Genomic DNA, 21,675 nt, shown 5'->3' with positions numbered 1-21,675 from the left:
TTTGTTAAAATTAGAAAAAATTTTAGGAGAGGATTATGGAACAAACTAAAACTATATTTTTACTTACATTTTTAACTGTTATATTTGTATTTTTTGGTTACTCTTTTGGAGGAACAAATGGTATGTTAATAGCATTTTTAATTGCCTGTGGAATGAACTTTTATGCTTATTATTACTCAGACCAGCAAGTTTTAAAACACTATAATGCTATACCTTTAGATGATACTAAACATCCAGTTTATAGAATAACTCAAAAATTAACTCAAAAAGCAAATCTTCCTATGCCAAAAGTTTATTTGATACCTGATCATACACCAAATGCTTTTGCAACAGGAAGAAATCATGAATATGCAGCTGTTGCAGTTACGATAGGACTTTATGAAATGTTAAATGAAGAAGAACTTGAAGGAGTGATAGCTCATGAGTTATCTCATATAAAACATTATGATATTTTAATAGGAACTATTGCGGCAGTTTTTGCAGGTGCTATTGCTATGATTGCGAATATGATGCAATTTAGTGGAATGATCGGAAATAATAGACAAAATTCAAATCCGATTGTTATGATAATTATGGCTATATTACTTCCTATTGCTGCTTCAATTATTCAAATGACAGTTAGTAGAAGTAGGGAATATATGGCAGATGAAGGAGCAGCAAGGCTTACAGGAAATCCAGCTGGTTTACAAAGTGCTTTAGGTAAACTTGAAAATTATGCTAGAAGTGGACACCAAATAAATAATGCAACAGAACAAACTGCTCATATGTTTATAATAAATCCATTTTCTGGATTAAAATCAACATTAGGAGCACTTTTTAGAACGCATCCAACAACTGCTGATAGAATTGCACGTCTTGAAGAGTTAAAAAGCGAATTAAGAAAATAGGCATAAAAAAAGCAACCCTTGACCAAAGAGTTGCTTTATGCTGAAATTATAATCAAAAATTTTTAAACTAAAGCTTAATCTACTAAAAGTTCTGGTCGATATTCAAAATGCATAGTATCAAAGTGGTACCATCTTCCACCCCAAATAAATCCATATTTTTCAAAAATCTCAACTATTTCTAATGGTATTTTATTTTTATATTCTATTTTTCCATCTTTTTCATCCCATTGCCAATAGTTTGAAAAGTCCAAATTTATATCAATTGCAATACCAAAACTATGAACACTAAGTCTATTTGTACGACTAATTTTTCGATAGTTATAAACTCCACTTGGATTTAAAACAAATTTTTTTAAATCTAATGGTAGATTTTCTAATTCATTTGAAACAGCTTCAAGTTTTTTATTAACATCATTTATTTTTGTAACAGCTAAAGTCTTATTTTGACTTTTTGGTAACCATTTTATTTTTACTAGATTTTTTTCAACATCTTTTTGAGTTTTTCCATACATTTTTTGAAAAAATGGTTCAAATCTTGCTCTTCCTGCATCTTCATTAAAGTTTGGAATATAGCTTTTATTTTCTTTTACTTTTATGTATTTTGTTGCTAATTGTTCTTTTAAAGAGGCATTATTTAGTCTATCTTCGTAAGATTTATACTCTTTTTTTTCATCAAAAATCATTTTAGTGTCATCATTCCAAATGATTTGATTATTTGAATACTCTTTTAAAAAATTAGGATATGCTTTGATTAGTTTTTGTGCTAGATTTTCATCTGCAAATAGATTTATTGATAAGAAAATGAGAAAAAAAAGTCTATTTTTCATAGACTTTTTTGATATTCTCAATTTTTGAAGATAGATTTAGTAATACCATATCAGCAAGAACCAATGCCATCATAGATTCAGCAACAACACTTCCTCGTACTGCTACACAAGGGTCATGTCTTCCTTTTAGATTACAATTAACTTCATTGTTATAAATATCTATAGTTTCTTGTTCAATAAAAATAGATGGAGTTGCTTTAAAATAAACTTTTACATTTATCTCATCGCCATTTGATATTCCACCAAGTATTCCACCAGTATGATTTGTTTTAAATCCAGCTTTTCTTATTTGGTCATTATTTTCATAGCCTTTTACTTTTGAAGCTAATATTCCATCGCCAATTTCAACAGCTTTTACTGCATTTATACTCATCATTGCATTTGCTATTTGAGAATCTAGTTTAAAATATAATGGTTCACCTAATCCAATAGGGCAATTTTTTACATTTACAAGAGCAACTCCACCAACACTATTGTGAGAGTTTCTAGCTTCTAAAATAGCGTTTTTTTGCTCTTCTTCTACGCTTTTATCTAAAGCATAAATTTCAGAATCTTTTACATTTTCAAAATCAAAGTTTGAAGCTTGTATTCCATTTATTTCACAAATACCGCTTCTAATATCGATATTTAGTTCTTTTAAAAGTAGTTTAGCTATTGCACCAGCAGCAACTCTTGCAGCAGTTTCTCTAGCACTACTTCTTCCACCACCTCTATAATCTCTTATTCCATATTTATTAAAATATGTAAAATCAGCATGACCAGGACGAAATAAATCTTTTATATTTGAATAATCACCAGATTTTTGATTTTCATTAAAAATTATCATTGAAATAGAAGTTCCAGTAGTCATTCCTTCAAAAACTCCACTTAAAATTTCTACAACATCACCTTCTTTTCTTTGAGTTGCAAATTTATTTTGCCCAGGTTTTCTTCTATCCATTTCACTTTGGATGAACTTTTCATCGATTTTTATACCTGCAGGAACTCCATCAACTATACAACCAAGAGCTTTTCCGTGAGATTCTCCAAAAGTAGTAAATCTAAATCTATGTCCAAAAGTATTCAAAATTTACTCCTCTTTTAATTTGTCAATAGCAATTTTTGCCGCTGCTTGTTGAGCTAGTTTTTTACTTTTTCCACTAGCTTTTCCATAATTTTTCCCATCAATCCAAATAGAAACTTCAAACTCTTTTTTATGGTCAGGTCCATAAGAACCTTCTATTTTATACTCAGGAATTGAAGCAAATCTAGCTTGAGTTATCTCTTGAAGAGCTGTTTTATAATCACTAAATAAAACATCGAGATTTATTTTGTCATAAGACTCTTCTAAAATTCTAAGGATAATTGGTTTTAAAGTATTAAGCCCTGATTCAAGATAAATAGCACCCATAATAGCTTCAAAGGCATCAGATAATATAGAAGCTTTAGTTCTTCCTTTATTTCTCTCTTCTGCTGTTGAAATAAAGATATATTCACCTAGTTTTATCTCATTTGCAAGTCTTGTGAAACCTGTTTCATTTACTAAACTTGCTCGTATTTTTGACAATTCACCTTCATTTGATTTCGGAAATTTTAAATATAAATATTCTCCAACAATCAAATTTAAAACAGCATCACCTAAAAATTCTAATCTTTCATTATTATAGGGTTTTTTAAAGCTTTTGTGAGTAAGTGCTTCGATTATCAGATTTTTATTTTTAAACTGATAATCCAAGCACTTCTCTAACTTAGAGTAGTCGCTCATATATAGTTCCTTTTATTAAATTTTGCGAAAGTATAACACATCTTTTATTATTGTAAAGATTGATTTGGTTCATAAAAAGATTTAGTTAAATTATGTTTTACATTAAAAGTCAAAATACTATGGCATTGTGGACATCTCGTATCAAAAAAAGGATGAGAGTGTTTACATGAAGTACAAATAAACTCAAAATCTAAAGAAGCATTTACTTTATGTTCATGTTTATTTATAAGTATTAGGATATCTAAATCAAAATCATTACTATGGTCTAAACTATTTATATATCCTTTTGCGTTGTATAACTCTTCTAAAAAAGAGTTTTTTTCTATTTTGTCAAAGTTTATATCATCATAATTTAAATACCACATAATATCAATAAATTTTGAACAATCAAATTCATTTATATGTTCCCAAAAAAATGGTTTATTAAAGTGGATTAAAAAAGTTGCAAATATTCTTTCTATTATTTTATTCTCTTTAAAGATTTCATATAAAATTTCAGTTCTTTTTTCATAAGATAAAATCGGGTCATTTAACACTATTAAAGTATCTAAATAAATTTTATCAATTTTCATATCTGTATTTAGTTCTTCCAAACATAGTGCAACTTCTTTTGCTTTTTGATAATCTTTTAGTTTTTCATATACTAAAAGTAAATATTTTAAAGCAGTTTTATTGTGAGCAGAGAATTTTAAAATTTTTAAAAAAACATCTTTTGATCTTTGTAAAAAACCACCTTTAAAATAAGTAGTTCCTAAAAGTTCAAGTAATTCTTCTTTTTTTACTCTTTCATTTATATGTTCAAGTAATGCTAAATATACAGAAATAGCTTTATTGTAATCACCTTTATATAAAAAAGATGATGCTAATAGCAAAATTGAATCAAAAGGAAGATTGTAAGTTTTATATAAATGTACGTAGTCTTCTTCTTTTAGTTTACCAAGTTCAAATCTAAGTGATAATTTTCGATAATCTTTTCTTGCATTTCTCTCTTTATAAATACTAAAAGAGTAGGTAAAAAATGATATTAAAAAGATTAGTGCTACAACTATTATTATTCCAAAAAGTGGGTCTCTATATTCTAAAACTAAATTATCCAAATAAAAACCTTTATTAAATGTTATTAACTATTATCCTAACATAAAAGTTCATATAAAAAAATAAAAGTGTATAATTCCGCCATGATAAAAAAAGAGTCAATAGAAAATTTAAAAAACCACCTTGATGTTGTTGATGTAATTTCACAATTTATAGAGATAAAAAAGGCCGGTGCAAATTTTAAGGCTTGTTGTCCTTTCCATGGAGAAAATACTCCTTCTTTTGTAATCAGTCCAGCAAAACAAATTTATCATTGTTTTGGATGTGGTGTTGGAGGTGATTCTATAAAATTTGTTATGGAATATGAAAAATTATCATATCCAGAAACAATAGAAAAATTAGCTTCAATGTATAATTTTACTTTGGACTATGATAGCTCAACAGAAAAAAAACAAGATATAAAAATACTAGAAGATGTAAATAAGTTTTATCAAAAACTTTATATAAATAATGAACAAGTTAAAAACTATATAAAAGATAGAGGAATTTCTGATTTTAGTGTTCAAAAGTTTGAAGTAGGTTATGCTCCAGCTTCTATTGATACAATAAACTTTTTAAAATCAAACCATTTTAATTTAAGTGAAGCAATAGACTTAGGAGTTATTGATACAGGAGCAAATGGACTTTATTCTCGATTTATAGAAAGAATTACTTTTCCAATCTATTCAATAAATGGAAAACTTGTAGGTTTTGGTGGACGAACTATAAGTGGACATAATGCAAAATATGTAAACTCTCCACAAACAAAACTTTTTAATAAATCAAAGCTTTTATATGGTTATAACTTAGCAAAAGAAAAAATTTATAAAACAAAACAAATCATTATTTGTGAAGGATATTTAGATGTAATTATGCTTCATCAAGCTGGATTTGATATTGCAGTTGCAACACTTGGAACAGCTCTTACAGCTGAACATTTACCACTTTTAAGAAGAGGTGAACCAAAAGTAATTTTGGCTTATGATGGTGATAAAGCTGGACTAGCTGCTGCTTTTAAAGCTTCAGTGATGCTAAGTCAAAGTCAGTTTGAAGGTGGAGTTGTAATATTTAGTGACAATCAAGACCCAGCAGATATGGTAAAAGCTGGAAAAATTGAAGAACTGAATAAAATCTTTTTAAATCCTCAAAGTTTTATACCATATGCAATAGACTATATAATTTTAAAATATGAAATAAACGATCCAATACAAAAACAAAAAGCACTTACAGAAGCAAATGATTATTTAAAATCTTTAAGTTTATTAAACCAAGACGAATACAAAAGATATATAGCTCAAAAACTAAATATTAGAGAAAATCTAGTTAAAATTAGTTCTGATAAACAAAGAACAAATCAAGTTAGCTTGTCAAAAATAGATATTGCTGAACTTTGTATAATAAAATCGATTTTAGAAAAACCTGAAAGATTAGATTCTGTTTTAGATATAGTAGATATTTCTATGTTTGAATATCATAAAACTGAATTTGAACTTCTTTTAAATGATATAAAAGATAGTTCTTTAAATGCTATTGTTTTAAATGAAAAGCTCGAAAATTACGATGATGAAAGACTAAATCAAGAGCTTTTAGTTCTTTTACATAAGTTTTATACTAACAAATTAATGGCTATTTCTTATGATAAAGAACTAGATTTTAAGCAAAAAGCAAATATGATTAGAAAAATTAAAGATAATATATATCAGCTAAAACAAGGTAAACTTGTAAGCTATAATTTATAAAATAATTTTAGAAATGGGTGTTAGACTTAAAGAAAGTTTAATTTAATTTAAGGTAATATTCCCGTTCGAAAAAATAGAAATTGTATGAAAAGTATCAACTTTATCCATATAGAATTGAATTAGAGGAAGACAGATGTACGCAATTATCAAATGTGGTGGAAAACAGTATAAAGTTTCAGAAGGTGATATCCTAGATATAGACTATACTGGTAAAGCTGCAAAAGAAACTTTAGAAATCACTGATGTTTTAGCTATAAACAATGGTGAATTAAAAACTGGTGCTGCTGTTGCAAATGCAAAAGTAGAAGCAGTTGTTGTTTTAGATGGTACGGGTGTAAATAGAGCGAAAAAAGTTATCATTTACAAAAAAAGAAGAAGAAAAGATTCTAAATTAAAAAGAGGTTTCAGAAGAAGCTTCACAAAAGTTAGAATTACAAAAATTGCTGCATAAGCATAAAAGTTAAGGAGAAGAATTATGGCTCACAAAAAAGGTCAAGGTAGTACACAGAATAATAGAGATTCAGCTGGTAGAAGACTTGGGGTTAAAAAATATGGTGGTGAAGTTGTAAGAGCTGGAAATATCATTATTAGACAAAGAGGTACAAGAGTACACTTAGGTCAAAATGTTGGTATGGGAAAAGATCATACAATCTACTCTTTAATTGATGGTGTTGTAAAGTTTGAACAAAAAGATAAGAATAGAAAAAAAGTTTCAGTTTACGCTGCTTCTTAATTCTAAAATTATCTAGTTTTTTTAAAGGGTGTATGCTTTAGCATTCACCCTTTTTTTATTTAAAATTACATAAATAGTTAAAAGTTAAATAGAATTTTAGTTTTTAATTATTTATTTTAGGAAATTAATATGTTTATAGATAGTGCTAAATTTACTGTTATATCTGGAAAAGGTGGACAAGGTTGTGCATCATTTAGAAGAGAAAAGTTTGTTGTTCAAGGAGGTCCTGATGGTGGCGATGGTGGAAAAGGTGGAAATGTCTATTTTTTAGTAGACAATAACACTGATACATTATCAAGCTATAAAGGACGAAAACTTTTCAAAGCAGAAAATGGTAAACAAGGAATGGGTGGGAATATGACTGGAAAATCTGGTGATTCCTTAGTTTTAGTAGTACCTCCTGGTACTCAAGTAATAGATGATGAAACAAATGAAGTTTTATTTGATTTACTTGAAAATGGAGAGAAAATTTTATTCTTAGAAGGTGGAAAAGGTGGACTTGGAAATGTTCACTTTAAAAATTCTAGAAATCAAAGACCAACATATTTTCAACCAGGACTTCCAGGTTCTACAAAAAATATAAGATTAGAGTTAAAATTAATCGCAGATGTTGGGCTTGTAGGTTATCCAAATGTTGGTAAATCTACTTTGATATCTGTAACATCAAATGCAACTCCTGAAATTGCAAATTATGAATTTACAACACTTACTCCAAAGTTAGGAGTTGTTGAAGTTGGAAATTATAACTCTTTTGTTATGGCTGATATTCCAGGAATTATTGATGGTGCAAGTGATGGGAAAGGTCTTGGTTTAGAGTTTTTAAAACATATTGAAAGAACAAAAACTTTACTTTTTGTAATCGATGTTGCAAATTATAGAACAATGATAGATCAGTATCAGGTTTTAAAAGAAGAAGTTGCCAAATTTTCAAATGAATTATCAAAAAGAAATTATGCAATAGCTTTAAGTAAAATTGATGGATATTATGGTGAAAATTTAGAAGAAGATATAAAAAACTTTATTAAAGAGTTAGATTTAGAAGAAAGCAACTCAAATGAATTCAAATTTGAAACTGAATATCCATATTTTGTTCAAGATACAATCTATTCTAGATTTGATAAAAGTAAACCTTATTTTGTTTTACCTATTTCATCTTTGACTAAATATAATATTAAACAACTTGAATTCGCACTTTATGAGTTGCTAGGACAAGATAAATGAAAAGATTGGTTATAAAAGTTGGAACAGCAGTTTTAACAGAAGATAATAAAAAACTTGCATTAGATAGAATTCAAAATCTTGTAAAATTGATTGCAAAATTAAAAAATGAAAAAAATCTAGAAGTTATTTTAGTATCTTCTGGTGCTGTTGGTGCTGGATATACTGTGTTACAACTTGATAAAAAGATTCTTGCAAATAAACAAGCTCTTGCAGCAATTGGTCAACCAAAATTGATGAAGACATATCAAGAAATGTTTGAAGAATATGGTATAACAGCTGCACAAATGCTTTTTATAGCAGATGATTTTGATTCAAGAAAAAGATCTAAAAATGCAAAAAATGTTATGGAAAACTTACTTAAAAATAAGATATTACCTATTATAAATGAAAATGATGTTATTGCAACTGAAGAACTTATTGGTGACAATGACCAACTTGCAGCTTATATAACGCACTATTTTAAAGCAGATATGTTAGCAATTTTAACTGATATTGATGGATATTATGACAAAAACCCAAGAGAGTTTAGTGATGCGAAACTTCAAAAAATTGTAAATGAAATTTCTCAAGAAGAGTTAGAAAAAGTTCCTAGTGCAAATTCGAAATTTGCAACAGGTGGAATAGTAACAAAACTAAAAGCTGCTGATTTTTTGATGCAAAAAAATATTCCTATGTATTTAAGTAGTGGATTTGACTTGACTAATGCTTATGATTTTTTAGTTGAAAATAATCATAATAGTGGAACAATTTTTAAAAAATAAGGATAAATTTTGGGAAAAAAAGTTCTATTTATGGGAACACCTTCTTATGCAACTGAGATTTTTAAAAAGTTATTAAGTAGTAATTATGAAGTTATTGGATTATTTACTCAACCTGATAAACCAGTTGGAAGAAAACAAGTTTTAACCCCTCCTGATATAAAACAATTTTGTATTGATAATAGTATAAATATTCCTATTTTTCAGCCTGAGAAATTAAGAGATAATTTAGCTGCTTATCTAGTTATCAAAGAGTTAAAACCTGATTTTATAATTGTTGCAGCTTATGGGCAAATATTACCAAAAGAGATTTTAAAACTTGCTCCTTGCATAAACTTACATGCTTCTCTTTTACCTAAATATAGAGGAGCAAGTCCTATTCAAGAATCACTTTTAAATGATGATAATTTTACTGGTGTTACTTCTATGTTTATGGAAGAAGGGCTTGATAGTGGAGATATTTTAGCTTTACAATATCTAAAAATAACTCCTACGATGGAAGTTTCTGAAGCTTTTTCTAAATTATCTTTAATTGCAGCAGAACTTACAATAACAACTTTAGATAATTTTGATAGATTAAATCCAATAAAACAAAATGAAAGCAAAGTAAGCTTTTGTAAAAAAATAAAAAAAGAGAATGGTTTGGTTGATTTTAGTGATGCCAAAAATCTTTTTTTGAAATATAAAGCTTACTCTTTTTGGCCAGGAATTTTTTTAGAATCAGAACTGAAATTAAAAGATGTTGAATTACTGGAAGAGACTTCACAAAATGAAGCTGGAAAAATTTTAGATATTTGTAAGGATTATATAATTGTTGGTTGTAAAAAGGGCAGTTTAAAAATAAAAACTTTACAAGCTCCATCTAAAAAAGCTATAAATTCGGTTGATTTTGTAAGAGGACAAAGAGTAGAAATTGGCGATATTTTAGCGTAAAAAATTACGCTAAATATGTAGTAAACATAGTAATTGTAATAAGGCTTAATAAAACTCCCAAAACAAGTGAATTTATAGCAATCTTTTCATCTAATCCACCTTTTATTGCTAAAACTGTTGCCATAGTCATTGGTGGCATCGCAACTTCTATGATGGTAACTTTTACCCAAGTTTGATCAATTCCATAAAAATATTTGAATCCAATTAAAATAATTATTGGGAATACAATCATTTTTAAAATCATTGCAACAGAAACTATATGTAATCGTGCAAAAATATTTTTCAATTCTAATTTCATACCAATTGCAATCATAGCAAGGGGAACTAAAGTTGAACCAAGAGTTTTTGATGTTAGCATTAAAAAGTTTGGTATTTCAAAATTCTTTAATATCAAAGTAACAAAAAACATAATTGCTGGTGGAAATAAAAAAATTGATTTAGAAATCAGTTTTAGGTTATTCTTTTTACCATTTCCCCATGTAATTATAAACATTCCAATTGATATTAAAAGTAAAAAAGAACCAAAAATATCATATATCAAACCATAAACTATATAGTCTTGACCATAAAATGCATCTATGTAAGAAAAACCTATAAAAGAAGTATTTCCAAATGTTGCCATAATCATAAATGTAGCAAAATAAGTTCTATTTAATCTCATCAATTTACCAATTAAATAAGCAAGAAAAAGATTAACTAAAATGAAACACATAAACATTAAGACTAATCCAACTATTCTTTGGTCAAGAATTAGAGGATAAATTTTAGAAAAAACAATAGCTGGAAGTGAAAAATATATAACAAAATCAATAAGTTGTTTAGAATTATCCTGATAAATAACTTTAAATAAATATCCTAAAACTAAATAAATAGCTATTGGTAAAACTGGGTCTAACACTTCTTAACCTTTTTTGAAATTTTAAAATAAAAGCTTGATTATAATTAATATAATCTTCCAATTTAATTATGTATGTTTATAAATAAAAAAATAAGATTAGATAAAATTAATTTTACACAAATTTGATAAATTAAAATAATTGTGACGCAAACTGTGACAATTTTTTGTTATAGTTTTGTATTAAAATAATAATTGATTTCAAAGTTAGTTTAAAAAGGAGAGAAATATAGAATGAAAACTTATATTAAAATATTTTTTTTACCACTTTTAATAGTATTTATTTTTAATGGATGTGTTCGAGTAGCATATGGATTAGTAAATCCTTTTACAGAAGAAACCGTAGTTTTAAAAGAGATAGATGTAGAAAAAGCAGGTGTTGTTGCAGATTTTGATATAGATATTTCAGAACCAGAATATTACGAATTTAATTTTAACTATATTTCAATTACTGAGGAATATAAAATATCACAAGAAAATTTTAAAAAAGGGATAAAAACTGAAAGTGATAAAATACGTAAAGATATTGTAGGTGATGAGTATGAAAATAAAAAAGGAACAAAAATAGTTTTAAAACTTACTATAACACCTTTATCTCTAGATAAAAGTGAAAATATATTTAGTTTAGGTAGTAGATACACAGAAGATAGAGCTAAAAATTTACAAGTTGGTAAAGCTATGGAATATACTATGGATTTATCTGAAATATTTGCTAATACATATAAAAGTTATTGTTTTGATAGTAAGAAATCTGAATGGAAAAAAGGTGATGTAAAAAAATGCAGGTATCTAAGTGCAGGTAAATTGATAACAGAAATAGTACTTTCAAAAGGGAAATATCATATAAAGCTAGAAAATTTAGAAGATGTTCCAGAAATAAAGAAAATAAAAACAACATTATTAGATATCTATTTTTTTAGACCAAATCTCTATTAAGGATTAAATATGAGTGAAAAATACTATTTTGCTTTAAATATGTTGTTTATTTAATTAATACATTATTCCAATTTAATTATATATAATCTCCAAATGAAAATAATAAGACTAGATGAAGTTGATTCAACTCATAAATATTTGAAAGAGTATATTTCAAAAAATGAATATACAAATCCTTTGTGTATAGTTACAGATTTGCAAACACAAGGAATTGGAAGTAGAGGAAACTCTTGGATAGGAAAAAAAGGAAATTTATTTTTCTCTTTTGCTTTGGATATAAATAGTTTGCCAAAAAATTTACCACTTCAAAGTACTTCTATATATTTTACCTATATATTAAAAAATATTTTAAAAAACTTAGGCTCACAAGTTTGGATAAAGTGGCCAAATGATTTTTATATAGAAAATAAAAAAATTGGTGGAACTATAACATCTATGTCAAAAAATCAGATTTTTTGTGGAATAGGATTAAATCTTTTAGATGTTGAAAAAGAGTATGAAAAGCTTGATATTAAAATAGATGTTGATGAAGTTTTAAAAAATTATTTTTTTGAAATTGAAAAAAAAATTTCATGGAAGCAAATATTTAGTGATTTTAAGATAGAATTTGAAAAAAGTAAGAAATTCCAAACAACCATTGATAATCAGAAAATATCTTTAGAAAGTGCAATTTTAAATGATGATGGTTCCATACAAATAAATAACAAAAAGGTATTTAGTTTAAGATGACAGAAATTATTTCAATAGCTAATCAAAAGGGCGGAGTTGGTAAAACAACAACTGCTGTAAACTTAAGTGCCGCACTGGCACTTGAGGGTAAAAAAGTTCTATTAATAGATGCTGATCCTCAAGCAAATGCGACTACATCTTTAGGATTTCATAGAGATACTTATGAATATAACATATACCATGTAATGCTAGGTACAAAAGAATTAAATGAAATTATTTTAGATTCTGAAATAGAAAATTTAAAAGTTGCACCTTCAAATATTGGTCTTGTTGGAATTGAAAAAGAGTTCTATAAAAATACTAAAGAAAGAGAACTTGTATTAAAAAGAAAAATTGATACAGTTAAAAGCGATTATGACTATGTTATCATAGACTCTCCTCCAGCACTTGGACCAATAACAATTAATACTTTGAGTGCATCAACTTCTGTTTTAATACCTATTCAATGTGAGTTTTTTGCATTAGAAGGGCTTGCACAGTTATTAAATACAATAAAATTAGTAAAACAAACTATAAATCAGTCTTTACAAATAAGAGGATTTTTACCAACGATGTATAGTTCTCAAAATAATTTATCAAAACAAGTTTTTGCTGATTTAGCACAACACTTTGAAAATAAATTATTTAAAATTGATGATGACTCTTATGTTGTTATTCCAAGAAATGTTAAACTTGCAGAAAGTCCAAGTTTTGGTAAACCAATTATGCTTTATGATACAAATTCTATTGGAACAAAAGCTTATGTTAATTTGGCAAAAGCAATTACAGGATAATTTTATTTATAGGAAATAGTATGGCTTTAGGTAGAGGATTAGGAGAATTATTAGGTGAAGTTGAGTCTGCTTATGAGAATTCAAATGGTAATGTTAAATCTGGAATAAGAAAAATCAATGTTTCATTGATTAAAGCCAATCCAAATCAACCAAGAAAAATATTTGATGAAGAAAAATTACAAGAGTTAAGTGAATCAATAAAAGAACATGGTTTATTACAACCAATAGTTGTTGTTGAAAATGATGATGGAACTTTTACTTTAATTGCAGGTGAGAGAAGATTAAGAGCTCATAAATTAGCTGAAATTGAAGAGATAAAAGCAGTTATTGTTGATGCTGAAGAGCTAAAATTAAGAGAATTAGCACTAATTGAAAATATTCAAAGAGATGATTTAAATGTTATTGAATTGGCATTTTGTTATGCACAATTATTAAATGAACATAATATTACTCATGAAGAATTATCAAAAAAAGTGTTTAAAAGTAGAACTTCTATAACTAATACTTTAAGATTATTACAATTAAACTCTTATGTTCAACAATTTCTTGCAACTGATAAAATTAGTGCAGGTCATGCAAAAATAATGTTGGGACTTGATAATGATGAACAAAAAATGATTTGTGATTCTATCATTGGACAAAAACTTTCTGTTAGAGAAACTGAAAAATTAGTTAAAGAAATAAAAGAAAAAAAAGAAGATAAACCAAAAAAATCAAAACCTACATCTGAATATAATTTTAGTTCTTTAGATAATATAGTACAAAAATTACAAGAAAATAATCTAAAAGTAAAAACTGAAAAAAATTACTTTAAGATTGAATTCAACTCACAAGAAGACATAGATAAAATATCTAGTTACTTTAATATACAATAGTTAAACTTTTTAAAAAAAACTAGAGTCTTATTCACTCCTTTAATATTTTTTTATATTTTATTTTGTTAGAATATTAGCGTTTTAGTTAAACTAAACTGTAAAAAATATGGAGGAATGAATGTTAGACATAAGTCCTGTATTATTGCTTAGCTCTGGTATCATCTTTCTTTTAGTTGTTGCTAGACTAAACAGTTGTCTTTTCAAACCACTATTAAAACACATGGATGAAAGAACATCTTCTATAAAAAAAGATTTAGAAGATGCAAAATCAAACGGTGCAGATGTAGAAGGGATGTTAGCTGAAGCAAATGAAATCATTTCTAAAGCTAAAAAAGAAGCGGCTGTTATTAGAGAACAAGCATATAAGGAAGCAAAAGAGAGTGCTGATGCGAAACTTGTAAGTGCTAAATTAAATTTAGAAGCAAAATCTGCTGAGTTTGCTAAAAATTTACAAGATGAAACAAAAGCATTAAAGGATTCTTTAATATCATCAATGCCTCAATTTAACGATAGCTTAAAAGCTAAGCTTAGTTCTATTTAAGGGGATTGGAAATATGAAAAGAATTTTATTACTTGGGTTAGCTTTAGCTCCTGTTGCATTATTTGCAAGCCAAGGTGCGGTAGAGACTGATATAGTACAAAGAACCGTTAACTTTATTATATTTGCTGCGATTTTATGGTATTTACTTGCTGATAAAATTAAAGCATTTTTTGCTAATAGAACTTTATCTATTCAAGCAGAACTTGATAAAGTTCAAGAAACTTTAAAAGCTTCTCAAGATAAAGTTACAGATGCACAAAAAAAATTAGAAGAAGCAAGAAAACTTGCTGCAGAGATTATTGAAAGTGCGAAAACTGATATTGATTCAGTTAAGCAAAAAGTTACAACTGCTGTAGATGCAGATATTACTAATCTAAATAGAAATTTAGAAGAGATGATGAAAATTGAGACATCAAAAGCTAAGAAACAAGTTGTTGCTGAAGTTCTTGAAGAGCTATTAAGTTCTGAAAATATTAAATTGACTCAACAAGAGTTAGTAGATGTTGTTCTTAAGAAGGTAGCATAATGAAAGATTTAGTAGCAAAAAGATACGTAAAAGCATTAATTGATGGTAGAAATAGTGAATCAATTAACACAATTAGTAATAAATTAAATCAAGTAGCTTCAGCTTTTGCTGATGAAAGATTTAATTCTATTATATCTTCACCAGAGATATCTGATAAATCAAAAGTAGATTTAATAATCTCTTTCGTTGATGGTACTGATAATTCATTAAATAATTTTATTAAATTGCTTGGTGAAAAAAGAAGATTAGATTTATTACCATTTATTGCAAAAGATTTAAATATCCAACTTGCAAAAATGAATAACAATTATATAGGTGTTGTTTATACTAATCAAGAATTATCAAGTGATTATATATCATCAATTGAAAAACAATTTAGTAAAAAATTTGATGTTAAATTATCTTTATCACAAAATGTTTGTGATTATGATGGTATTAAAGTTGATATTGATGGACTTGGGGTTGAAATATCTTTTTCTAAAGATAGATTAAAATCACAGTTAATTGATCATATTTTAAAAGCAGTTTAGAACTTATAAAGGAGAAATTGAATGGGTGCAAAAATTCAAGCTGATGAAATCAGTTCTATAATTAAAGAAAGAATTGATAACTTTGAATTAAATGTAGATGTAAATGAAACTGGTAAAATTATCTCTTATGCAGATGGTATTGCTCAAGTTTACGGTCTAAAAAATGTAATGGCTGGAGAAATTGTTGAGTTTGAAAATGGTGAGAAAGGTCTTGCTTCAAACTTAGAAGAATCTTCTGTTGGGGTTGTTATACTTGGAAAAGGTGAAGGTTTAAGAGAAGGTACTTCTTGTAAAAGAGTTGGAAAACTTTTAGAAACACCAGTTGGAGAAGCTTTAGTTGGAAGAGTTGTAAATGCACTTGGTGAGCCAATTGATGGTAAAGGTGCTATTGCTGCTACTGAAACAAGATTTGTTGAAGAAAAAGCTCCTGGAATTATGGCTAGAAAATCAGTTCATGAGCCATTACAAACAGGTATTAAAGCTATTGATGCATTAGTTCCAATCGGAAGAGGGCAAAGAGAGCTTATTATTGGTGATAGACAAACTGGTAAAACTACAGTTGCGATTGATACAATTCTTAACCAAAAAGGTGAAAATGTAATTTGTATTTATGTTGCAATTGGACAAAAATCATCTTCTATTGCTTCTGTTGTTAGAACATTAGAAGAATCAGGTGCTATGGATTATACAATTGTTGTAAATGCAAGTGCTGCTGATTCATCTGCTTTACAATTCTTAGCTCCATATACTGGTGTTACAATTGGTGAGTACTTTAGAGATAATGGAAAACATGCATTAATTATTTATGATGATTTATCTAAACATGCTGTTGCATATAGAGAAATGTCATTAATTTTAAGAAGACCTCCAGGAAGAGAAGCATACCCAGGGGATGTATTCTATCTACACTCAAGATTATTAGAAAGAGCTGCAAAAATGTCAGATGAAAGAGGTGCTGGATCAATGACAGCTCTGCCAATCATCGAAACACAAGCTGGAGACGTTGCTGCATATATTCCAACAAACGTAATTTCTATTACTGATGGACAAATTTTCTTAGAAACTAACTTATTTAACTCAGGTATTAGACCTGCAATTAACGTTGGTTTATCAGTATCAAGAGTTGGTGGAGCTGCACAAATTAAAGCTACAAAACAAGTTGCTGGTACTTTAAAATTATCTTTAGCACAATATAGAGAACTTGAAGCATTTGCACAATTTGCATCTGATTTAGATGAAGCAACAAGAAGAGAGTTAGAACTTGGACAAAGAATGGTTGAAGTTTTAAAACAAGGTGTTAATAAACCATTAGTTATTGAAAAACAAATTGTAATTATTTATGCAGGTACTAAAGGGTACTTAAATGATATTGCAGTTAAAGATGTTGTTAGATTTGAAGCTGAATTACATGCGTTCTTTGAACAAAAATATTCAAATATTTTAGAAGCAATTAAAGCAAGTCAAAAAATCGATGACAATACAGAGACACAATTAAAAGCTGCATTAGAAGAGTTTAAAACTGTATTCAATGCAAACTAAGGATTAGTCAATGGCTAACTTAAAAGAGATAAAATTAAAAATAGGTAGTGTTAAAAATACTCAGAAAACAACTAAAGCTATGAAGCTTGTGTCTTCTGCAAAACTTACTCGTACAAGACAATTGTCTGAACAAGCAAGAAGTTATGCACATAAGATAAATGATGTTCTTTCTGATATTGCTGCTAGAGTTAGCAAAGTTCAAGATGATGGAAATATTGGTAGATCATTTTTACAAAATGATAATCCAAAAACAGTTGATATTGTTTTTGTAACTGCTGATAAAGGGCTTTGCGGTGGTTTTAATATGGCAACAATTAAGACTGTTAGTAGATTAATTTCTGAATATGAAGCAAAAGGTACAAAAGTTAGATTAAGAGCTGCTGGAAGAAAAGGTGTTGACTTTTTCTCATTCCAAGGAATGACAATAGAGCAAAAAGCTACTGATTTATCATCTGCACCTGATTATGATAGAGCTGCTGAGTTTATTCATAATGTTGTTGAAGATTTTAAAAATGAAGTTACTGACAAAGTAGTAATTGTTTATAATGGGTTTTTAAATATGCTATCTCAAGAAATTAGGGTTAGAGATTTATTACCAATTAGTTTAGATGATGTTAAAATTCAAGATAATGCTTCTATGTTAAATATTGAACCAGAAGAAGACGAAGATGAAGTTTTAAATGAATTAACTGATAAATATATTGATTTTAATATGTATTACGCTTTAATTGATTCTTTAGCTGCAGAGCATAGTGCTAGAATGCAAGCTATGGAAGCTGCAAGTAAAAATGCGAAAGAAAAAGTTAATAGTTTAACGGTTGAATACAATAAAGCAAGACAAGCTGCAATTACAACAGAGCTGATAGAGATTATCAGTGGTGTTGAAGCATTAAAATAATTTATAAGGAGCTGCCCGTATGAAAGGTAAAGTTATTCAGGTAATGGGTCCTGTTGTTGACGTAGAGTTTGACGGATACTTACCAGAAATCAATGAAGCTATTGATGTTACATTAGCTGATGCTAGTAAAGATAGATTAGTACTAGAAGTTGCTGCACATATTGGTGATAGTAGAGTTAGAACTATTGCAATGGATATGACAGAAGGTTTAGTTAGAGGTCAAGAGTGTATAGCTACTGGTGGACCAATTAAAGTTCCAGTTGGTGAAGCTGTATTAGGAAGAATTTTCAATGTTATTGGTGATCCAGTTGATGAAGGTTCTGCTATTCCTGCTGACACTGAAAGATGGTCAATTCATAGATCTGCTCCAACTTTTGAAGAGCAATCAACAAAAACTGAAATGTTTGAAACAGGTATCAAAGTTGTTGACCTTTTAGCTCCTTATTCAAAAGGAGGAAAAGTTGGACTATTCGGTGGTGCTGGAGTTGGAAAAACAGTTATTATTATGGAGTTAATCCATAACGTTGCGTTTAAACACTCTGGTTATTCAGTATTTGCTGGAGTTGGAGAAAGAACAAGAGAAGGAAATGACCTTTATCATGAGATGAAAGACTCAAACGTTCTTGACAAAGTTGCACTGTGCTATGGTCAAATGAGTGAACCACCAGGTGCAAGAAATAGAATTGCATTAACAGGTCTTACAATGGCTGAGTACTTTAGAGATGAAAAAGGACTTGATGTTCTTATGTTTATTGATAATATCTTTAGATTTGCTCAATCAGGATCTGAAATGTCAGCTTTATTAGGAAGAATTCCTTCAGCGGTTGGATACCAACCAACACTTGCTTCAGAAATGGGTAAATTACAAGAAAGAATTACTTCTACATCTAAAGGTTCTATTACTTCAGTTCAAGCTGTTTACGTACCAGCGGATGACTTAACTGACCCTGCACCAGCTTCTGTTTTTGCTCACTTAGATGCAACTACAGTTTTAAATAGAAAAATTGCTGAAAAAGGTATTTATCCAGCGGTTGATCCACTAGATTCTACTTCAAGAATTTTAAGTGCTGATATCATCGGGCAAGAACACTATAATACAGCAAGAGGTGTTCAATCTGTATTACAAAAATACAAAGATTTACAAGATATTATTGCAATTCTTGGTATGGATGAGTTATCAGAATCTGATAAACTTGTTGTTGCAAGAGCTAGAAAAATTGAAAGATTTTTATCTCAACCATTCTTCGTTGCAGAAGTATTTACAGGAAGCCCAGGTAAATATGTTGAATTAAAAGATACTATCGCAGGATTCCAAGGAATTTTAGATGGTAAATATGACAACATTCCTGAAATGGCATTCTATATGGTTGGTGGAATCGACGAGGTTCTAGCAAAAGCTGAGAAAATGAAATAACAAAAAACCATTAAGGCATAACTATGGATACAATTAAACTATCAATCGTTACACCTAATGGAGAAATATTTAATGATGATGTGAAAACTGTAACTCTTCCTGGTAAAGAGGGAGAGTTCGGTGTTCTACCAGGACACTCATCATTAGTTTCTTCATTAACTGTAGGTGTTATCGTTATTGAAAAAGTGGATTCTACAGAAGCTGTTGCTATTAATTGGGGACATGTTAAAGTAGATGAGAAATCAGTTGATGTTTTAGCAGATGGAGCTATTGCATTAACGGCTGGAAAAGATTCTGAAATTGCTAAAAATATTGAAGCAGCAAAAGAGTTAGTTAATTCTGTAAAAGATTCTAACATTTCAGTTGCGGCAGTTGAAGCTAAAATCAATTCATTTGCATAAAAATACATGATTACTACATTACTAAATTATTTGGCAAATAGTAGTGCTATAACTTATATAGTTTTAGCACTATTGTCAGTTTATATCGTACTTACTTTTTGGATTTTTTTGCACAGAAATAATGTTCTAAGTTCACTTATTAGCAATGAAAAAAGATCTCTAGAGGCATTAACTTCAAGAGAAACTAGATTTTCACCTTTATCTGCACTTAATAAATGTTCAAACAATATAGCTTCAAAAGAGTTATTACATGCATGTGAAATTAATATAATTAAAGATGCAAGTTCTGGACTTTCTTGGTTAGCAATTATATCTTCAACATCACCATTTATCGGTCTTTTTGGTACAGTTATTGGTATATTAGAATCATTTGCAAAATTTGCAAATCAATCAAAAGTAGCATTTTCAATTATTGCACCAGCAATCAGTGAAGCATTAGTTGCTACAGCTGCAGGTATTTTAGTGGCAATTTTCGCTTATACATTCCATCAGATTCTTTCAAGAAAAGTTTATGAATTAAGCATTTTTCTTAAGGCTCAATCACAAATTTTAATAGCTAAAGGATAATCTAGTGTATGATTTTAATCAAAAACCAGATTTAAATATCACTCCTTTAGTTGATATCATGCTAGTTTTATTAGCAATATTAATGGTAACAGCACCTGTTATTGAGTTTGAAGAACCTATTAATCTTCCAACAGGAAGTAGAAGTCAACAAACTCAAGATGTTCAAAAAATTGATATTATAATTACAAAAGATAGAATAGTTACATTAAATAAAAATAAAGTAGAAATTGCAAATTTTGCAGATAGTTTTTTACTATTTTCAAATGGAAAAGATCAAAATACTCCAGTTCATATAAGAGCTGATAAAAGTTTAAAATATGATGATATTGTTTATGTTTTAAAATCAGTAAAAGAAGCTGGATTTTTTAAAGTAGCATTAGTTACAGATGGATAATATAGATGCAAAATAAAACTTCATTTATAATTTCAGGGATAATTGCAATTACAGTATATCTTTCTTTTTGTCTCTTAGTTATGATTTATATTTTTTCTCCAACTAAAGAACAAATAAATATTACACCAAGTTCAACAACTATTGAACTGGAGATGATAGAAGAAATAGCTGAGAAAAAAATGGTACAAAAAAAAGTAGAAAAAATAATTGAAAAAGAAGAAGTAGTTGAAAAAGCAACTTCTGCTTCAAATGAAAAGAGACCTGATTTAAAATCTTTATTTGCTAATGTAAAAGAGACAGCACAAAAAGTTGTAAAAGAAGAGGTTAATAATGTTGAAAAATCTATCGATCCTAAAAGATTTAAATCAAAATTTGAAAAAGAGAAAAAATCTACAAATATTAAAATCGATAGATTATTAGAAGATGAAAAAACTGCAACAGATTCAAAAGTAAAAAGCTCTTCAAAGGGTGAAAAAAATGATGATTATGCAAGTAAAATTTATGAAATATTACAATCAGGTGCACCTATTTCTCAAGACACTAATTTAGTAGCAAAAGTAGTTATAACGATTGATGAAAATGGGAAGTTTGATTATAAATTTCAAAAAGTATCTGGTGATGCAGCTTATGATGCATCTTTAAAAGCATATTTAGATGGACAAAGAAACGTGGCTTATCCTGTACCTCCAAGTGGAAAAGTCGTTAAGTATTCTGTTGATTTTAAATTTGAAGGATAAAATT

26 protein-coding genes are annotated in these 21,675 nt (G+C 28.2%); 21 read left to right on the top strand and 5 right to left on the bottom strand.

The annotated features are described in order from the left end of the window. Positions 1 to 35 precede the first annotated feature (35 nt). Positions 36 to 887, top strand: a complete 852-nt coding sequence (gene htpX / locus CKV87_RS08085; protein ID WP_012147600.1) for a zinc metalloprotease HtpX — start codon at positions 36 to 38, stop codon at positions 885 to 887. Positions 888 to 961: 74 nt separating this feature from the next. On the opposite strand, the gene CKV87_RS08080 is transcribed toward htpX, so the two are convergent. Genes CKV87_RS08080 through CKV87_RS08065 form a run of 4 tightly spaced genes read right to left on the bottom strand, consistent with a single transcriptional unit; the run spans position 962 to position 4,555 of the window. Continuing rightward, positions 962 to 1,714 (bottom strand): M15 family metallopeptidase, encoded by a 753-nt coding sequence (locus tag CKV87_RS08080; RefSeq protein WP_012147599.1) that lies wholly within the window; start codon positions 1,712 to 1,714, stop codon positions 962 to 964. After that, positions 1,704 to 2,780, bottom strand: coding sequence for a chorismate synthase (aroC, locus tag CKV87_RS08075; protein ID WP_012147598.1), 1,077 nt, complete (start codon positions 2,778 to 2,780; stop codon positions 1,704 to 1,706). The genes CKV87_RS08080 and aroC overlap by 11 nt, the downstream gene beginning before the upstream one ends. Positions 2,781 to 2,783: 3 nt before the next feature. Then, the gene (gene rnc, locus CKV87_RS08070; protein ID WP_004509844.1) at positions 2,784 to 3,458 is read right to left on the bottom strand and encodes a ribonuclease III; all 675 of its coding nucleotides are present in this window, start codon (positions 3,456 to 3,458) and stop codon (positions 2,784 to 2,786) included. 47 nt (positions 3,459 to 3,505) lie between these two features. Beyond that, positions 3,506 to 4,555 carry a tetratricopeptide repeat protein gene (locus CKV87_RS08065; protein ID WP_004509843.1) on the bottom strand — a complete coding sequence of 350 codons (1,050 nt, stop codon included), beginning with the start codon at positions 4,553 to 4,555 and terminating at the stop codon, positions 3,506 to 3,508. Between the two features lie 81 nt (positions 4,556 to 4,636). Here CKV87_RS08065 and dnaG point away from each other — a divergent pair, with 81 nt between their 5' ends. The 6 genes from dnaG (at position 4,637) to fmt (ending at position 9,916) form a co-directional block, all read left to right on the top strand. Continuing rightward, positions 4,637 to 6,271, top strand: coding sequence for a DNA primase (dnaG, locus tag CKV87_RS08060; RefSeq protein ID WP_012147597.1), 1,635 nt, complete (start codon positions 4,637 to 4,639; stop codon positions 6,269 to 6,271). Between the two features lie 133 nt (positions 6,272 to 6,404). Further along, a complete protein-coding gene (rplU, locus tag CKV87_RS08055) occupies positions 6,405 to 6,722 on the top strand; it encodes a 50S ribosomal protein L21 (protein WP_004509841.1) in 318 nt (105 codons plus the stop codon). Between the two features lie 24 nt (positions 6,723 to 6,746). Next, on the top strand, positions 6,747 to 7,004 hold the full coding sequence (rpmA, locus tag CKV87_RS08050; protein WP_004509840.1) for a 50S ribosomal protein L27: 258 nt from the start codon (positions 6,747 to 6,749) through the stop codon (positions 7,002 to 7,004). A gap of 129 nt (positions 7,005 to 7,133) precedes the next feature. Then, positions 7,134 to 8,225 carry a GTPase ObgE gene (gene obgE, locus CKV87_RS08045; RefSeq protein WP_012147596.1) on the top strand — a complete coding sequence of 364 codons (1,092 nt, stop codon included), beginning with the start codon at positions 7,134 to 7,136 and terminating at the stop codon, positions 8,223 to 8,225. Next, complete coding sequence (gene proB / locus CKV87_RS08040; protein WP_012147595.1) at positions 8,222 to 8,986, top strand: glutamate 5-kinase; 765 nt, start codon at positions 8,222 to 8,224, stop codon at positions 8,984 to 8,986. The genes obgE and proB overlap by 4 nt, the downstream gene beginning before the upstream one ends. A gap of 30 nt (positions 8,987 to 9,016) precedes the next feature. Continuing rightward, on the top strand, positions 9,017 to 9,916 hold the full coding sequence (gene fmt / locus CKV87_RS08035; protein ID WP_041645089.1) for a methionyl-tRNA formyltransferase: 900 nt from the start codon (positions 9,017 to 9,019) through the stop codon (positions 9,914 to 9,916). Between the two features lie 4 nt (positions 9,917 to 9,920). Here the strand turns inward: fmt and CKV87_RS08030 are convergent, their stop codons facing one another. Beyond that, a complete protein-coding gene (locus tag CKV87_RS08030) occupies positions 9,921 to 10,814 on the bottom strand; it encodes an AEC family transporter (protein ID WP_012147593.1) in 894 nt (297 codons plus the stop codon). A gap of 231 nt (positions 10,815 to 11,045) precedes the next feature. Here CKV87_RS08030 and CKV87_RS08025 point away from each other — a divergent pair, with 231 nt between their 5' ends. The 14 genes from CKV87_RS08025 (at position 11,046) to CKV87_RS07960 (ending at position 21,671) form a co-directional block, all read left to right on the top strand. Further along, positions 11,046 to 11,747, top strand: a complete 702-nt coding sequence (locus CKV87_RS08025; protein WP_012147592.1) for a DUF5625 family protein — start codon at positions 11,046 to 11,048, stop codon at positions 11,745 to 11,747. Positions 11,748 to 11,840: 93 nt separating this feature from the next. After that, complete coding sequence (locus CKV87_RS08020) at positions 11,841 to 12,476, top strand: biotin--[acetyl-CoA-carboxylase] ligase (RefSeq protein ID WP_012147591.1); 636 nt, start codon at positions 11,841 to 11,843, stop codon at positions 12,474 to 12,476. Beyond that, positions 12,473 to 13,249, top strand: coding sequence for a ParA family protein (locus CKV87_RS08015; RefSeq protein ID WP_004509834.1), 777 nt, complete (start codon positions 12,473 to 12,475; stop codon positions 13,247 to 13,249). The genes CKV87_RS08020 and CKV87_RS08015 overlap by 4 nt, the downstream gene beginning before the upstream one ends. Positions 13,250 to 13,269: 20 nt before the next feature. Beyond that, positions 13,270 to 14,124 (top strand): ParB/RepB/Spo0J family partition protein, encoded by an 855-nt coding sequence (locus tag CKV87_RS08010; RefSeq protein WP_012147590.1) that lies wholly within the window; start codon positions 13,270 to 13,272, stop codon positions 14,122 to 14,124. Positions 14,125 to 14,242: 118 nt separating this feature from the next. After that, a complete protein-coding gene (locus tag CKV87_RS08005; RefSeq protein ID WP_004509832.1) occupies positions 14,243 to 14,665 on the top strand; it encodes a F0F1 ATP synthase subunit B family protein in 423 nt (140 codons plus the stop codon). A 13-nt stretch (positions 14,666 to 14,678) separates the two neighbouring features. Then, positions 14,679 to 15,191: a F0F1 ATP synthase subunit B gene (locus CKV87_RS08000; protein ID WP_012147589.1), complete on the top strand. Its 513-nt coding sequence runs from the start codon at positions 14,679 to 14,681 to the stop codon at positions 15,189 to 15,191. Beyond that, positions 15,191 to 15,721 (top strand): F0F1 ATP synthase subunit delta, encoded by a 531-nt coding sequence (locus CKV87_RS07995; protein ID WP_004509830.1) that lies wholly within the window; start codon positions 15,191 to 15,193, stop codon positions 15,719 to 15,721. Before CKV87_RS08000 ends, CKV87_RS07995 begins: the two co-directional genes overlap by 1 nt. 21 nt (positions 15,722 to 15,742) lie before the next feature. After that, positions 15,743 to 17,260 carry a F0F1 ATP synthase subunit alpha gene (gene atpA / locus CKV87_RS07990; RefSeq protein ID WP_004509829.1) on the top strand — a complete coding sequence of 506 codons (1,518 nt, stop codon included), beginning with the start codon at positions 15,743 to 15,745 and terminating at the stop codon, positions 17,258 to 17,260. 10 nt (positions 17,261 to 17,270) lie between these two features. After that, positions 17,271 to 18,158, top strand: coding sequence for an ATP synthase F1 subunit gamma (gene atpG, locus CKV87_RS07985; RefSeq protein WP_012147588.1), 888 nt, complete (start codon positions 17,271 to 17,273; stop codon positions 18,156 to 18,158). Positions 18,159 to 18,177: 19 nt separating this feature from the next. Continuing rightward, positions 18,178 to 19,572, top strand: coding sequence for a F0F1 ATP synthase subunit beta (gene atpD, locus CKV87_RS07980; protein ID WP_004509827.1), 1,395 nt, complete (start codon positions 18,178 to 18,180; stop codon positions 19,570 to 19,572). Positions 19,573 to 19,595: 23 nt separating this feature from the next. Then, a complete protein-coding gene (gene atpC, locus CKV87_RS07975; RefSeq protein WP_004509826.1) occupies positions 19,596 to 19,973 on the top strand; it encodes an ATP synthase F1 subunit epsilon in 378 nt (125 codons plus the stop codon). Between the two features lie 6 nt (positions 19,974 to 19,979). Continuing rightward, positions 19,980 to 20,540 carry a MotA/TolQ/ExbB proton channel family protein gene (locus tag CKV87_RS07970; protein WP_004509825.1) on the top strand — a complete coding sequence of 187 codons (561 nt, stop codon included), beginning with the start codon at positions 19,980 to 19,982 and terminating at the stop codon, positions 20,538 to 20,540. A 4-nt stretch (positions 20,541 to 20,544) separates the two neighbouring features. Further along, the gene (locus CKV87_RS07965) at positions 20,545 to 20,934 is read left to right on the top strand and encodes a biopolymer transporter ExbD (RefSeq protein ID WP_004509824.1); all 390 of its coding nucleotides are present in this window, start codon (positions 20,545 to 20,547) and stop codon (positions 20,932 to 20,934) included. 5 nt (positions 20,935 to 20,939) lie between these two features. Beyond that, positions 20,940 to 21,671 (top strand): energy transducer TonB, encoded by a 732-nt coding sequence (locus CKV87_RS07960; protein ID WP_012147587.1) that lies wholly within the window; start codon positions 20,940 to 20,942, stop codon positions 21,669 to 21,671. Positions 21,672 to 21,675: the final 4 nt, after the last annotated feature.

Origin of the sequence: Aliarcobacter butzleri (assembly GCF_900187115.1) — a bacterium.
Classification (GTDB): domain Bacteria; phylum Campylobacterota; class Campylobacteria; order Campylobacterales; family Arcobacteraceae; genus Aliarcobacter; species Aliarcobacter butzleri.
The sequence above is the reverse complement of the archived record's forward strand: the minus strand, read 5'-3'. Positions and strand labels throughout refer to the sequence as shown.

Excerpts from the sequence above, each read along its gene's own strand:
- atpD (WP_004509827.1), top strand. The coding sequence starts at position 18,178 with ATGAAAGGTAAAGTTATTCAGGTAATGGGTCCTGTTGTTGACGTAGAG.
- atpC (WP_004509826.1), top strand. The coding sequence starts at position 19,596 with ATGGATACAATTAAACTATCAATCGTTACACCTAATGGAGAAATATTT.
- CKV87_RS07995 (WP_004509830.1), top strand. The coding sequence starts at position 15,191 with ATGAAAGATTTAGTAGCAAAAAGATACGTAAAAGCATTAATTGATGGT.
- CKV87_RS08015 (WP_004509834.1), top strand. The coding sequence starts at position 12,473 with ATGACAGAAATTATTTCAATAGCTAATCAAAAGGGCGGAGTTGGTAAA.
- CKV87_RS08005 (WP_004509832.1), top strand. The coding sequence starts at position 14,243 with ATGTTAGACATAAGTCCTGTATTATTGCTTAGCTCTGGTATCATCTTT.
- rplU (WP_004509841.1), top strand. The coding sequence starts at position 6,405 with ATGTACGCAATTATCAAATGTGGTGGAAAACAGTATAAAGTTTCAGAA.
- CKV87_RS08020 (WP_012147591.1), top strand. The coding sequence starts at position 11,841 with ATGAAAATAATAAGACTAGATGAAGTTGATTCAACTCATAAATATTTG.
- rpmA (WP_004509840.1), top strand. The coding sequence starts at position 6,747 with ATGGCTCACAAAAAAGGTCAAGGTAGTACACAGAATAATAGAGATTCA.
- CKV87_RS07970 (WP_004509825.1), top strand. The coding sequence starts at position 19,980 with ATGATTACTACATTACTAAATTATTTGGCAAATAGTAGTGCTATAACT.
- CKV87_RS08025 (WP_012147592.1), top strand. The coding sequence starts at position 11,046 with ATGAAAACTTATATTAAAATATTTTTTTTACCACTTTTAATAGTATTT.
- fmt (WP_041645089.1), top strand. The coding sequence starts at position 9,017 with ATGGGAACACCTTCTTATGCAACTGAGATTTTTAAAAAGTTATTAAGT.
- obgE (WP_012147596.1), top strand. The coding sequence starts at position 7,134 with ATGTTTATAGATAGTGCTAAATTTACTGTTATATCTGGAAAAGGTGGA.
- CKV87_RS08080 (WP_012147599.1), bottom strand. The coding sequence starts at position 1,714 with ATGAAAAATAGACTTTTTTTTCTCATTTTCTTATCAATAAATCTATTT.
- rnc (WP_004509844.1), bottom strand. The coding sequence starts at position 3,458 with ATGAGCGACTACTCTAAGTTAGAGAAGTGCTTGGATTATCAGTTTAAA.
- atpG (WP_012147588.1), top strand. The coding sequence starts at position 17,271 with ATGGCTAACTTAAAAGAGATAAAATTAAAAATAGGTAGTGTTAAAAAT.
- CKV87_RS07960 (WP_012147587.1), top strand. The coding sequence starts at position 20,940 with ATGCAAAATAAAACTTCATTTATAATTTCAGGGATAATTGCAATTACA.
- dnaG (WP_012147597.1), top strand. The coding sequence starts at position 4,637 with ATGATAAAAAAAGAGTCAATAGAAAATTTAAAAAACCACCTTGATGTT.
- CKV87_RS08000 (WP_012147589.1), top strand. The coding sequence starts at position 14,679 with ATGAAAAGAATTTTATTACTTGGGTTAGCTTTAGCTCCTGTTGCATTA.
- CKV87_RS08010 (WP_012147590.1), top strand. The coding sequence starts at position 13,270 with ATGGCTTTAGGTAGAGGATTAGGAGAATTATTAGGTGAAGTTGAGTCT.
- htpX (WP_012147600.1), top strand. The coding sequence starts at position 36 with ATGGAACAAACTAAAACTATATTTTTACTTACATTTTTAACTGTTATA.
- atpA (WP_004509829.1), top strand. The coding sequence starts at position 15,743 with ATGGGTGCAAAAATTCAAGCTGATGAAATCAGTTCTATAATTAAAGAA.
- proB (WP_012147595.1), top strand. The coding sequence starts at position 8,222 with ATGAAAAGATTGGTTATAAAAGTTGGAACAGCAGTTTTAACAGAAGAT.